The following is a 14,447-nucleotide window of genomic DNA, read 5'->3' as shown; positions in this document are numbered from 1 at the left end:
CATACTACGTCAAAAGTACTACAAAAAAATACAATATTTTGATTGTTAGATATTTCTGAGAGCAAAAAAGTGAGTAAATTAGAAAATGAGAGAATTAGAAAATATTGTTAGTTTATTTAACTTTGGCAAAGTTTAAAACTTTGCCAAAGTTTGAGATGAAAAAGCGATGTGTTGGGACTGTTAGGAGGATTCGGAAGGAAACGGAAATTTTCAGAAGGAGACTAAGAGGTCTTTTGATGAAAAAAGGGTGTAAGGAGGGTGGGGGTAGCTTATAGAGAGCTTATAGGAAGCTTATACGAATCTTGGACGATTGGTATAGGAAGGGTATATAAATAGTTGATTCATAATATGATACAACGAGTATAAAAATGGGAAAAACGGGGTTTCGAGGCGAAAGAAAAAGGAAGAGGTGATAGGCCTTAGGCCATAGGTACTAGGGGGAATATGACGGAAAAGGGAACGAATGACGAGGAACGAATGACGAATGACGGAGGTAATAGGGGGAATGTAGCGACGGAAAGGTGAAGGTAGAAGAGAGATGTAGTGAACAATTTAGCAAAAAAGAAGAGGTAAGAATGCTATGGCAATTCTTACCTCTTTTTATTATAGTTCAATACAATTAAAATATAGCAGAGAACAATTTAGGATTGATGTTTAGGCTGCACCAGAACCAGTCTTGGTAACCGCGTTGGTTAGCAGTACCTTTGAGGGCTTTAGTGCCATCGTTAGCAAAGTAAGTAGAGTAACCTACTTGCAACCCTATAAAAGGTTGTACCTTTAAGTTGTACACTAAGTCGATTTCACTACCGAGACTACTGTGTTTCTTATCAGTTTCGAACTTAGCTGCGGGTGCAAAGAAGTGATAAGTAGCGCTGAGGTTGCTCTTTTCGCCAGTGCGTACATTGGCAGTGAGATAAGGATTGAGCAAACCTACAGAAGGAGTGAAACTTACATAGTAATAATCCATAAAGCCATAGAACTTGTGGTTGGTACCGCTGAATGGATTGAATTTCTTATCTTTAGAATTGTCATCAGAGGCGTTGCCACTGAGGTAGTCTACACCAGCAGTTAAGCCAAAGATAGGAGAGAACTTATAGCCTGCGTTCACTGCAAACATATAAGCGCTTTTATCGGCTCCTGTAGCGTTTTTACCAGTTTGCATATAAGCAGAAGCTCCATAGGTCAACTGGTTACTTTTGCCAGTGTAGTGTGCTCCGAAAGTTTGCATATTTTGGTCAGCACTATCATCAGTACGGTAACCTAAGTTAGCAAACAAGAGCGACAATTGGTGCGCTTCACTAATGTTGTAGTGTGCGTGAAGCGCTTGCAAGTGTTGATAATCCTGACCCCATCCTGGAGTGAAATTCTGTCCGCTCGGAGTATTTACATTTAGAGTAGGGGTCGTGGTACTTCCCGATTGGTTATAAGCAAAGAAACCGCGAAGTGTCCACTTTTCGGAAGGTGTCCAATTGAGGTTTACTGCATCGTGGCTACGTCCGGCAGGGTGCCAATCGAGAGAGCCGAAAATACGGTCGTCGTCCAACGCAATCACTTGTCTACCTACTTTTGCGCTAAGAGTATTCATAAGAGGGAATTCGGCGTAAGCCTCGAAAACCGACATACCGCCTGTTCTATCGACAGCTTGTACTTGTTGCGCTTGCCCCCAAACGTTTACGTTTTGGAGAGAAACGTACAAATGTAGGCGGTCGCTATGCTTATAGTCGAAGTTTAAGCGCACGCGGTTGTTGGTGAGGATAGCAGGAGATTCACCTTCTACTAAAGGGCGATATGCCCCATTGCGGTACTCGAAACGCGGACGAATTTGTGCTGATAGCGTGAACTCATTATCGGCAGGTGGCGGAGAAGGAGGTGTCATCATCTCTTCCATAGGAGGTTGTGGAGGAGGAATACCTTCATTAGGGGCAGGAGGATTTTCTACCTGCGCAGTTGCTAAAGTGGGGCACAAAACGAAAGCGGTACCCAAAGCAAAAAATGATAATAAATGTTTTTTCATTGGTATAGTGTTTTTAAAATGTTTTACGTTTAAAATAGGTTAAAATACTAAAAATAAGACATAAGACCACAGTCTCTTATTTAGAATTACAATAAAATAAGGATATATCTTTATTTTCTTTTGCAAATGTAAGGAAACTATTTACATTTGCAACGAAAAACAACGAAAAAATATTTTTTTATATAATGGCGACAACAGATAACAACACCCCATCTACTAAAAAAGGACGATGGTTTCGTTTCTTAATTCCCTCGTTAGTAGGGATACTGATAGGGCTTTGCGGATACAAATTTTATATATCCAAAGCATACACCTATCTGTCTGACGACCCCAAGGCGTGTGTGAACTGCCATATTATGGAGCCTGAGTATGCTACGTGGATGCACTCTTCGCACGGTCGCAATACTGTGTGTAACGATTGTCACGTGCCTCACGACAACGTTTTTCGCAAATATTATTTTAAAGCGAACGACGGACTTCGCCACGCTACAATGTTCACCTTCCGTATGGAACCACAAGTGATTAAGATGCACACTCCAGGGCAAACAGTGGTACAAGAAAATTGTATTCGTTGCCATAGTACTTTGGTAAGTGAAGTGCAAGCGGGCAAGGTGACTGCTAAAATGGCACACGCTGATAACGGTAAATTGTGCTGGGACTGCCACCGAGAAGTACCTCACAGTCGCGTACGAGGGCTTAATGCTGCTCCTCATTCGCCTGTGCCTATTGTGGACAATATGCCTAGCAATACTCCCGATTGGCTTGACAAAATGGTGAAAAACAGAGAAAAATCAAATAATTAAAAAAAAAACGAAATATAATTTATACAGCGATGAAAAAGAAACATTGGTTAATTGCAGGTTTATTAGCAGTGGTTACCTTTTTATTAGGTCTATTGGCTAATTCGATAATGAACAGATCTACAGAAGCTCAATTGATAGCTAGAGGTGGTAATAACCTTAAAGAAGGTGAATGCCGCAATGAGCTTTACGAACCGTTCTATCCTCGTGAATACGCTTCGTGGGCAGCTACTGCCGACACTACTTTCCGCTCTAAGTATATGAGTAGTAACGATGATGATCTGCTTGAGCTACGTCCAGAAATGGTAATCCTTTGGGCTGGTTATTCTTTCTCTAAGGGATACAACGCTCCACGCGGACATATGCACGCTATTGAAGACGTTACTAAAATCCTCCGTACTGGTGCCCCTACCGATTCTACCCACTCTCCTCAACCAGGTACTTGCTGGACTTGTAAAAGCCCCGATGTGCCTCGCCTTATGAAAGAAGTAGGTGCCGAAACTTATTACAGCGCTCCTTGGGATCAATGGGGTAGCCAAATCGTAAATCCTATCGGTTGCGCTACTTGCCACGATACTAAAACTATGAAATTGCAAGTAAGTCAATTGGCTTTACAAGAAGCCTTCAAACGTCAAGGGCGCGATATCAATAAAGCTACTCATCAAGAGATGCGTTCTCTCGTCTGTGCGCAATGCCACGTAGAGTACTACTTCAAAGGTGATAAAAAATATCTTACTTTCCCTTGGGATAAAGGTATGACTATTGAAAAGATGGAAGAGTACTACGATGCAGAAGGTTGGACTGACTATGTACACCCACTTAGCCGTACTCCTATCCTCAAAGCACAACACCCCGACTATGAACTTTCTCAACTCGGTATTCACGGACAACGTGGCGTTTCTTGTGCCGATTGCCATATGCCTTACAAAACTGATGGTGCTGTGAAATTCACCGATCACCAAATCAGTAGCCCTTTGCGTAACGTGTCAGCAAGTTGTCAAACTTGTCACCGCCAAAGTGAAGAAGAATTGGTGAAAAACGTATACGATCGCCAAGATGCTGTATATGGTATGCGTATGAAACTCGAAAAACAATTAGCAAAAGTACACTTTAAAGCTAAATTCTTGTGGGATAACGGTGCTACTGAAGAACAAATGAAACCTACTTTGGCACTTATCCGCAAATCACAATGGCGTTGGGATATGGTACACTCTTCACACGGTGCCGCTTTCCACGCTCCTATCGAATCTGAACGCCTCCTTAGCGATGGTCTTATCTATGCTTATCAAGCTGAAGATAATTTAGATGTGCTTAAAGAAAAACTAAACATCAAAACAGCTTTCGTGATGCCTGATATCAGCACTAAAGCTAAAGCTCAGAAAGAAATAGGCTTAGATATCCCTAAAGAAGAAGCTGCTAAGAAAAGATTCTTAGAAACTATCGTTCCTAAATGGATTAAAGAAGCTAAAGAAAAAGGACGCTTAGTAACCCAAAAGTAATTTAACGAATTACGAATGACAAATCACGATGTAGGGGCGAATTACATTCGCCCCTATTTCTTACCTCTTATCTTTTACCTAACTATGAAACAATATCCTTTCGCTATTCTCGTAGCGTGCATATCCCTTATCATAGGGCTGATACTACAACTTACCTTAGGAAGTATCAGCAAAAGTTGGTTTAGCTTTCCTTACAATGTAATAGGAGGCTTTGCCTTTGTGGTACTCACTACAGCTGTATATTTTATTTTTAGAAAAACGAATTTTATCGTGCGCTTTTCATCAGCGCCTTTTGCTATTGTTACGGTCGTAACCCTTGGGGTTCTCACCATTGGTTTGGGGAGCATCAACGTAAATCCTCAAGAGGTAGCTCATAGCTTTGTGGGCAAATTAGGCTTAGACGACCTTACCAAAACTTGGTACTTTGGCATTATCTTCGTATTAGCACTGATGAACCTCTGGTTTTCTATCCTCAAACGCTCAATGGTTTATCAACGCAAAAACATTCCTTTCCTCCTCAATCACTTTGGCTTATGGCTTACAATGTTTGCTGGGGTATTAGGGCAGGGAGATATTATACGTCTGAAAATGAACCTCTATAAGGATAAGCTCGAATGGCGCGCTACTACTGAAGATAATCAGATGGTAGAACTCCCCATTGCAATGGAACTCAAAGAGTTCAGTATTGATATTTATCCTAACAAACTATTTGTGATTGATAGTACAGGTTCTGCTTTGCCTACTGAAAAACCTCAAGGCTTTATGCTGGAGAAAGAAGGTGACTATGCAACCCTGCTGAACTGGAAAATCACCCTTCACCAATATCTTGAAAAAGCTATTCCCGATACCGATAGTACCTACATCAATCACACGATGTGGGGTGCGACCAATGCAGCCAAAGTAACCGTAGAAGACCTTCGTACTCACAAAAAGAAAACCGATTGGATTTCTGCCGGAAACTTCCAATTCTCACCCCGTGCCATTCATTTAGACAATGAGCATACCTTGGTAATGGCTCCTGCCGAAGCACGTAAATTCCAATCCGATGTATTGATATATCAAAAAGATCATATAAACGAAGTACTCGAAGAAAAAATAGAAGTAAATCACCCTATTAGCGTAGGTGGTTGGCGCATTTACCAATTGAGTTATGACGAGCGTATGGGACGTTGGTCAGAACTTAGTGTCGTCGAACTCATCTCCGACCCTTGGTTACCTGTCGTTTATGTAGGAATTTTCTTACTACTTGCTGGCGGTATTGCCCTACTCTTTGAAGTAAAAACTAAAACAGCTAACAAGTAACAGCTAACGCTGTTGTTAATTATTAATTGTCAATTGTTAATTAAAAATGTGGCATTATTTTAATCTTATAACATATATTACAGTAGCTTTGTGGCTACTTTCGGGTACGCTTATCTACAGCAAAAGCAAAGCACTTAGAGGAGTGAGTATTGTAGCTCACTTGGTAGCTACCTTAACCATAGGAGGTTTTATTGTTGCCTTATGGCAGAATTTAGACCGTCCGCCATTGCGCACACTTGCCGAAACGCGTATTTGGTACGCATTCTTTATGGGGCTCATAGGTTATGCTATCTACCTCCTCTATCGCCAAAAGTGGATGCTTAGCTATTCGGCTGTAATGGGGATTGTATTTGTAGTACTTACCTACACCCACCCCGATACAATGAACAAAGCCCTAATGCCTGCCTTGCAGAGCGTGTGGTTCATTCCACACGTAATTGTGTATATATTTGCTTATGCGATGTTAGGAATGGCATCACTCACCGCTTTCTATGGCATTTATCGCTATAAAAAAGGACAAGAAGTACAATCAATCTTTACTGTTATCGATCAGCTTGTAAAAATAGGTTATGTATTTCTCACCTTTGGATTGCTTTTTGGAGCTCTTTGGGCAAAAGAAGCGTGGGGACACTATTGGACGTGGGACCCTAAAGAAACTTGGGCATTTATCACTTGGCTCGGCTATTTGGTATATCTCCACCACAAGTACAATCACAAAGAAAAGAAACCCTTTCAGAGTTTTATCATTGTAGGGCTCGCATTTATACTGTTGCTCATCTGTTGGTTTGGCGTTAACTACTTGCCAACGGCACAAATGAGTGTACATACCTATTCAGGATAAATAACTAAAAAAGCTGTTAAGCCCTCGCTTAACAGCTTTTTTACTTGTTGTGCTACGATTTTTGCTGAAAGTTATAACTGCCCGTGTAGCCTATTTCCCCCTAGTGCCTATGGCCTAAGGCCTAGTGCCTTTTCTCTTTCTTTCGCCTCGAAACCCTGTTTTTAACATTTTTAGCGCTGTTGTATCACAGTATGAATCAACAACTTATATACCCTTTCTATACCAATCGTCCAAGATTCGTATAAGCTTCCTATAAGCTCTCTATAAGCTAAGCACACCCAATTTACAGCTCATCTTTTACCTTTTATCTAAAATCCTACTTTTGAAAATCTCCGTTTCCTTCCGATGTATTCAGACTCTCTCTGAGAAGTTGTTTATCAATACTCAAAAAATAAAAATACGTCCTTTTTGTTGTTTTTTTTCGGCAGAGTTGCTACTTTTGCAATTTAACTACTTAATGTAGAGAATCATTTTTTTAATGTTACAAAGCAATTCTTTTAGGCATTTATTTTGGAGTTCAGTAGATAATTTCCTACAACAAATATTGAATTTTGTAGTAGGGATTATTTTGGCTCGTATCCTCGTGCCTGAAGATTTTGGTCTTATTGGTATTGCTACCTTCTTCATTACCGTAACAAATGTTTTGGTAGAAGGAGGTTTTGGGGCAGCACTTATCAATAAAAAGAACACTACACAAACCGATTATAGCACTATCTTCTTTATAAACATAGGTTTTTCAGTCTTTTTATACCTACTCCTCTATGTCTCATCAGCAGGGATAGCCTCTTTTTTTGGTAACCCTCCTATTCAGCCTCTATTACAGTTATTAGGGCTTAACATTGTATTAGTTTCTTTTGAGCTTATACATCGCACTATACTTATAAAAGAATTAGCTTTCAGAAAGATAGCCGTTGTTTCACTCATTTCTGTAACTATCAGTGCCGTTTGTGCTATCGTAATGGCAAAAAGAGGCTGGGGTGTGTACAGTTTGCTGTATAGAGTGCTTATTGGAGAAGCTATTACAGTAGCACTTTTTTGGATTTTAAATAAATGGCGCCCCAGTTGGTTATTCTCTTGGCAATCGTTTAAACAGTTGTTTTTGTATGGAGGAAATCTACTTTTTTCAAACCTGCTAAATATCCTACAAACTAATATTTACTACGTGTTTATTGGTAAGTTTTTCAGTGCAAGTGCTTTGGGTTATTACACTCGTGCAGTAACCTTCCGCGATTTGTTTTCTTCCAATATTTCTACGATTGTAAAAAAAGTAAGTTTCTCAACCCTTTCTAAGGAAGAAAATCTCAAAGCCAAAAGTGATAAGTTCTTTTTTTTTGAAAAGGTTACTTTCTTGTTGGTGAGTTTTGTGAGTTGTGTGCTATTTTTTACCTCAAAGGAGATAATAATTATTATATTATCAGAAAAATGGACAGAAAGTATCCCGATATTACAAATCCTTTCCCTTTCAGGGGTCTTTATAGTACTTTACAACTTAAATATTGATTATTTTGCGGTATTAGGTGACACTAACCAATATTTACGGATAGAACTCATAGGGAAACTACTCATTATTCCCGTTCTTTTGATTGCCTACTGCGGAAGTTTTCAGTGGGTGCTCTACGGAATCGTAATCCACAGTGTGATAATGTTTTTTTGGGTGAGTTTTTCTCTTGATAAAGTACTCAAAGGAATTTTAAAGCATCAGTTATTGAGTATGCTGAAAGTAGCCATTATATTTGTAGGGCTATTATTGATAGCCTATTTTACCCGAGATATTGAATTTCATAATTTATACCTCTCTTTTGTGTTAAAATGTTTAGTGATAGGGTCGCTTTTCGCTGTGTTTTATGCAAAGGAAGTTAAACAAATTATGTATAAAAATAAAGAATTATGATTACACCATTAGGAATTTCAGAAGCGTATTTTAAGCTATTGTATAACGTTGGTTATGCACTAATGGCTATTATAGCCCTCGTTTGGGCATACCGAATGGATAGAGGTAATGAAGATAAATTACCTTCTTTTGTTTCAAAACACGCTTTATCCTTCTTTGTGATTTATTTTATCTCAATTGTAGGGTTTAGAGATGTAAGCGTGGGTACAGATACGATGAATTATCATTATTGGATGAATGGAGATATGCCTCCCATTGTAAAAATAGAGGTAATGTTCAGCTGGTTGATGACAGGATTAAGTAGTATAGGAGCCCCTTTTTCGGTATTTTTGCTAATAGTTGCAGGGCTTTTCTACGGAATCATAGCCTATGCTTTGAAAAACTTAAGTGATAAATACCAAACGAATGCTTTTTTTGCCTTTTTCTCCTTTGTGTCGTTGTTTTTTGCAGAGAGTTTAGCTATTAATATTATTAGGCAAGGGCTTTCTTTAGCTTTTTTAATATTTGCTTATAGTTTATGGGAAAGAAAACAATACACAGCTTATTTATTTTTATTATTAGCCTTTGTTACCCACACCACTGTAATAATTCCTATTGTCGTATTTCTGCTATTGCAATTAGTAGCTAAAAAAATTCCATTGTACTATTTTTTAGCTTTATATGTATTGGGGATTGTTTTAGCCTATCTAAATGTAGGACTGTTAAATATTGCTTCGGTTATGGAAGTTATCTTGCGGAAAGACCCAGGTCGCTTTAGCACTTATTTTATAAATGATGATGGCTTATATCAAGTGGGCTTCAAACCACAATTTGTAGCTTTTACCACGCTATTTCTGGGGATAGGGCTCTATATGCGTAAGCAATCGTTTGTAGTAGCGAGCGCTTGGAGTACCTCTTACGACCAGCTTTTAAAATATTTTACAAGCGTAAGTTTTCTGTTTTTTATGGCATTCCAGATTCCGTATTCCGACCGTTGGGGACTTTTTGCTTGGATAGCGATTCCGTTTATTGTACTGCCGTGTTTTTCAAAAGACTTTAAACCTAAGACCGCTGTGATTGCTTTTTTCATTTTGCTATACGCATTTTTCACTTTGTACAACACTTTAAAACACACATAGATGGTAACCATTGGACTCCCTTTTTACAATGCCGAAAAGTATTTAGCCTTAGCCATTGAATCCGTACAAGCTCAAACGTATACCGATTGGGATTTACTCCTCTTGGACGACGGAAGCACTGACAATTCTTTATCTATTGCTCAAAGTTATGCTCAGAAAGACAGTCGTATAAAAGTAATAAGCGATGGAAAGAATAAAAACTTGGCAACGCGACTCAACGAACTTCCTTCTCTTGCTCAAGGGCTTTACCTCGCTCGAATGGACGCCGACGATATAATGCACCCTGCTCGCATTGAAAGACAATTAACGGTATTGAAAGCTCATCCCGAGATAGATGTACTCGGCACTAATGCCTATATCATAAACGATGAGAATGTCGTAACAGGCACACGATACCCTCTCACTCCTGAAAATACTTTAACACGTGTAAAAAGCTTTATACACCCTACCATCATAGCTAAAAAACAGTGGTTTTTAGAAAATCCTTATGATACCAAAGCGCTTCGTATGGAAGATGCTGAACTGTGGTATCGCACCCACTCAAAATACCATTTTGTGCGTTTGAATGAGCCGTTACTGTTTTATAGAGAAGTGGGCAATAACTATTACAAGAAGTATTTTTTAGCTCAGCAAAGTAAAGCCTATATTTTTAGTAAATATCCTAATGAAAGCTATTGGAAACACTATTTTAGAGCGAATTTTCTCAAAGGTATTGTATATAGAATAGCTCATATTTTTGGTATGGAGCAAAGGCTTGTGAATAGGCGCAATATAAAAATCAGCCCTGTAAAACCTTATACAGCTTATCAAGATGAAAATAAAACTATTTAGAACCGCCACTGTACCCTCGTCTTTAAACTCACTGCTAAAAGGGCAACTAAAGTTCTTGAACGAGACTTTTGAGGTAACTGCTATTTCGGGTGAAGGAGAAGACTTGGAAGAGGTAAAGAGGCGAGAAGGGGTAAATACCTTTGCTATTGCAATGTCGCGCCCTATTGCTCCTTTGAAAGATTTGAGTTCTCTGTTGAAACTTTACCGCTTGTTTAAGAGAGAAAAACCTACTATAGTACATTCTATTACTCCCAAAGCAGGCTTACTGAGTATGCTGGCTGCTAAGATGGCTGGAGTACCTATCAGGATACATACTTTTACCGGACTCATTTTTCCCACTCGCAAAGGTGTAATGCAACGGCTACTCATAGCGATGGATAAGTTATTATGCTGGGCGGCTACCGATATATATCCCGAAGGTGAAGGGGTAAAAAGAGATTTACAGCAATTTCATATTACAGCAAAACCCTTAAAAGTATTGGCTAATGGCAATATCAACGGGATAGATACCGACTATTTTTCTAAAACACATTTTTCGGCTACTGATAAAGCTACTTTACGAGCATCCTTAGGCATAGGAGCAGATGATTTTATATATGTTTTTGTAGGAAGATTAGTAGGCGATAAGGGCATTAATGAATTGGTTACCGCTTTTCAAGCACTGAAACAGCAAACAACATCCCCTATAAAACTGCTATTGGTAGGCAGACAAGAAGCTCATTTAGACCCCCTGCAAACTAAAACATTAAGCGCCATAGATACAGACCCTGATATTATATCCGTAGGAGAGCAAAAAGACGTACGCCCTTATTTGGCAATAGCCAACTGTTTTGTATTTCCAAGTTATCGCGAAGGCTTCCCCAATGTAGTATTAGAGGCAGGTGCTATGGAATTACCTTGTATCGTAACCGATATCAACGGTAGTAACGAAATTATTATAGAAAACAAAAACGGACTTATCGTTCCTCCTAAAAATGCAAAAGCTTTTCAAAAAGCAATGACGTTATTATTAGATGATAAGCCGTTGTATCATAAGTTAAAGAGTAATAGCAGACCTTTGATAGAACAACGATATCACAAGGAAATGGTATGGCAAGCCTTGATAGAAACGTATAATAAGTTATTAAGTGTTGCTTCTTCTAAAAAATAATCGTACATTTGTAGCCTGATTAACCATTTAGAGTTCTGAACGAATGAAGAAACTTCTTTCTTTTGCCACTTTGTGGGTGGCTTTATCACTACACGCTCAACAGCAACCTGTGGATTATATCAATCCGCTCATTGGTACTTCTAACTTTGGCGCTACGCACCCTGGGGCTATTGCTCCGCGCGGTATGCTTAGCATTTCGCCTTTCAATGTAGCTTTCGATACTACGGGGGTGAAAGCTCCGCTCGAAAAAGACAGTCGCTGGCTTTCTAATCCTTATGTAAATGAAAATAAATTCTTCACCGGATTTACCCACGTGAACCTCAGCGGTGTGGGTTGTCCTGAACTCGGGGTGATTATCGCAATGCCTACTACTGGTAAATTGGAGGTAAATCACCTAAAATATGGCTCAACCTACCAAAATGAGGTGGCTAAAGCGGGCTATTACAGCAACTTCCTTACTAAATACCATATCAAAACTGAAGCTACCGCCACTACAAGGGCTGGTATTACTCGCTATCACTTCCCGAAAGGAGAAGCCAACCTGCTCATCAATCTCGGACTCGGGCTCACCAACGAAAAGGGCGCGATGCTCAAATTCGTATCACCTACCGAGGTGGAAGGGATGCGTATGGTAGGGACTTTCTGCTATAACAGTCCGGAGCTGGCATATCCGGTGTATTTTGTAGCTAAAGTGAACAAAGTAGCCCCTTCTTATGGCGTTTGGCATACGCCTGAAAAACATCAAGGGGTAGAAGCCCAATGGATGTGGTACAACGGCGACACCCGCCTCAAAGAACAATTCGCTCGCGAGGTAGTAGGCGATAGTATAGGGGCGTATTTCCGCTATAAATTTGATAAAGATGAAGTAGTAGAACTCAAAGTAGGTATCTCATACGTGAGCATTGCCAACGCCCGTGAAAACCTCGAAAAAGAAATAGGCAACCGCACTTTTGACGAGGTGTATGCCGCTACTCGCCAAACATGGAGCGATGCCCTCCGCGCTACCGTAGAAGGCGGTACCGACGACCAAAAAACGATATTCTACACAGCGCTCTATCACGCGCTTATTCACCCGAATCTCCTCAACGATGTGAATGGTGATTACCCTGAGAGCAAAACTAACAAAATAGGCAAAAATCACGAACGATATACGGTATTCTCATTGTGGGATACCTATCGCAATTACCACCAATTGCTCACCCTGCTCTACCCCGAACAGCAACTGCAAATGGTGCGCACGATGCTCGACATCTACAAAGAAAGTGGTTGGCTGCCAAAATGGGAACTCAATTCCACTGAAACCTTTACGATGGTAGGCGATCCTGCCAGCATAGTATTAGCAGATACTTACCTGCGCGGTCTCACCGATTTTGATATACAAACGGCTTACGAGGCGATGCTCAAAGGGGCGAATACCCTTGAAAACAACCCTATACGCCCAGGGGTGAAAGAGTATTGGAAATTGGGGTACCTGAGTGTAGATGGGGGTGTAAGAGGTCCGGTATCTACTACCCAAGAGTACAACGCTGCCGACTTTGCCATTGCGCAAATCGCTAAGAAGTTAGGCAAAAAAGCCGATTACGAGAAGTTTAACAAACAAGCCTATTCGTATAGAAAGTTATTCGACAAAGAAACCCATTTATTGCGTCCACGTCACGCCAATGGCAAGTGGTATGCGCCTTTCAACCCCGAAAGTGGGGCTAACTTTGAAGAGAATGTAGGCTATATAGAGGGTAATGCGTGGCAATACGTATATATGGTAACCCACGATGTAAAAGGAATGATCAAGCTAATGGGCGGTGAAAAACCTTTTGAAAAGCAACTTGACCATATTTTCGACAGTAAGCAGTACGATATGGCAAACGAACCCGATATTGCCTATCCGTATCTCTACAACTTCCTTAAAGGTAAAGAGTGGAAAACCCAACAGAAAGTAGACCAACTCATCAATGAGTATTTCCAAAACAAACCTGCGGGGCTCCCAGGCAATGAAGACACAGGAGTAATGTCGGCTTGGCTCATTTATGGAATGGCAGGTTTTTATCCTATTACTCCCGCTGAGCCTAACTATACTTTTACCTCGCCTAAGTTTACTAAAATCACCCTCAAACGCAATCCGCAGTACTATCCTGCTGGTGATTTGGTAATAGAAAGTAATGCTTCGCCTGAAAACATTTTCATTAAGAACATTTACATCGACGACAAGCCTTACAAATCCTATTTCATCAGTCACGAGGCACTAAAGAATGCAAAGAAAATACGATTTGAGCTAGGTAAGAGATAAGAGGTAAGAAAAGTGTGATACTGAGGCTATTCAAAAAAAACTAAATCACATTTCCGTCACTACACTTTGCCAAAGTCTGAAACCAAAACTGTAAGGAAGATTTATAAAGCACTGATTTTTAACTATGTTTTTTTTGTAGAAATACTGTGTAAGTATTATCTTTGCAAAAAAAAAGTTATGACCACTATAATAAAGAATAGAAAAAGAATTTCAAATATCTTTTCTAAGATAGAAGATAAAGAGTTAGAATTTCTTGTAAAAGAAACAGGAGTCGATAAATATAGCAAAAAACTTAAAGGAATAGAAATATTTAAGTTGCTAATTTTCGGTGCTTTGACAGATGATAGAGCTAGTCTAAGAACCTTTGAAAACTTTTATATCACAAATTTCTTTAAAATGATTGCTAAGATATCACTTACTAAAGTCATATCACATAGTAGCATTGCAGAAAGGATTGCTAAAATAAATGTAGTTTTCTTTGAAAGACTTTTTGCTTATTGCGTAAAGAAGTATGCACCTTTTTTAGAAGAAGGAATTACTTCTAAAATAAGTAGTTATGATTCTACAATAGTGAGTATCTCATCCAAACTACTCCATTTAGGAATGCAAAATGGACAGAAGAATAAAAAAGATGAGCAAGGAAAGCTAAGCTTAAAATTCACCATTGGATTTTCAAACTTACCATTCAAGTGTAAAATTCATCACCAGCAAGAAATG

Annotated in this window: 11 protein-coding genes; 10 read left to right on the top strand and 1 reads right to left on the bottom strand. The window is 39.5% G+C overall.

What is annotated here, in order from left to right; all coding sequences use genetic code 11:
* Nucleotides 1-619: 619 nt before the first annotated feature.
* The gene (locus ACSQ7D_RS06550) at nt 620-2,014 is read right to left on the bottom strand and encodes an alginate export family protein (protein ID WP_437135707.1); all 1,395 of its coding nucleotides are present in this window, start codon (nt 2,012-2,014) and stop codon (nt 620-622) included.
* Between the two features lie 185 nt (nt 2,015-2,199).
* Here ACSQ7D_RS06550 and nrfH point away from each other — a divergent pair, with 185 nt between their 5' ends.
* The 10 genes from nrfH to ACSQ7D_RS06500 form a co-directional block, all read left to right on the top strand.
* Nucleotides 2,200-2,817 (top strand): cytochrome c nitrite reductase small subunit, encoded by a 618-nt coding sequence (gene nrfH, locus ACSQ7D_RS06545; protein ID WP_034575961.1) that lies wholly within the window; start codon nt 2,200-2,202, stop codon nt 2,815-2,817.
* Nucleotides 2,818-2,846: 29 nt separating this feature from the next.
* On the top strand, nt 2,847-4,313 hold the full coding sequence (gene nrfA / locus ACSQ7D_RS06540; protein WP_198475055.1) for an ammonia-forming cytochrome c nitrite reductase: 1,467 nt from the start codon (nt 2,847-2,849) through the stop codon (nt 4,311-4,313).
* An 84-nt stretch (nt 4,314-4,397) separates the two neighbouring features.
* Entirely contained in the window at nt 4,398-5,615 is a 1,218-nt protein-coding gene (locus ACSQ7D_RS06535; protein WP_437135748.1) for a cytochrome c biogenesis protein ResB, read from the top strand.
* 46 nt (nt 5,616-5,661) lie between these two features.
* A complete protein-coding gene (ccsA, locus tag ACSQ7D_RS06530; RefSeq protein WP_437135706.1) occupies nt 5,662-6,456 on the top strand; it encodes a cytochrome c biogenesis protein CcsA in 795 nt (264 codons plus the stop codon).
* Nucleotides 6,457-6,934: 478 nt separating this feature from the next.
* Nucleotides 6,935-8,347 (top strand): lipopolysaccharide biosynthesis protein, encoded by a 1,413-nt coding sequence (locus ACSQ7D_RS06525; protein WP_437135705.1) that lies wholly within the window; start codon nt 6,935-6,937, stop codon nt 8,345-8,347.
* A complete protein-coding gene (locus ACSQ7D_RS06520; RefSeq protein WP_437135704.1) occupies nt 8,344-9,465 on the top strand; it encodes an EpsG family protein in 1,122 nt (373 codons plus the stop codon). The genes ACSQ7D_RS06525 and ACSQ7D_RS06520 overlap by 4 nt, the downstream gene beginning before the upstream one ends.
* On the top strand, nt 9,466-10,296 hold the full coding sequence (locus ACSQ7D_RS06515) for a glycosyltransferase family 2 protein (RefSeq protein ID WP_437135703.1): 831 nt from the start codon (nt 9,466-9,468) through the stop codon (nt 10,294-10,296).
* Nucleotides 10,277-11,446: a glycosyltransferase family 4 protein gene (locus tag ACSQ7D_RS06510; protein ID WP_437135702.1), complete on the top strand. Its 1,170-nt coding sequence runs from the start codon at nt 10,277-10,279 to the stop codon at nt 11,444-11,446. Before ACSQ7D_RS06515 ends, ACSQ7D_RS06510 begins: the two co-directional genes overlap by 20 nt.
* A gap of 43 nt (nt 11,447-11,489) precedes the next feature.
* On the top strand, nt 11,490-13,730 hold the full coding sequence (locus ACSQ7D_RS06505) for a GH92 family glycosyl hydrolase (RefSeq protein ID WP_437135701.1): 2,241 nt from the start codon (nt 11,490-11,492) through the stop codon (nt 13,728-13,730).
* 177 nt (nt 13,731-13,907) lie between these two features.
* A partial coding sequence (locus ACSQ7D_RS06500) for a hypothetical protein (protein WP_437135700.1) occupies nt 13,908-14,447 on the top strand: 540 nt, incomplete at its 3' end.

This window comes from Capnocytophaga sp. G1920, from assembly GCF_051417515.1.
This window is presented reverse-complemented; position numbering and strand designations above follow the sequence as displayed.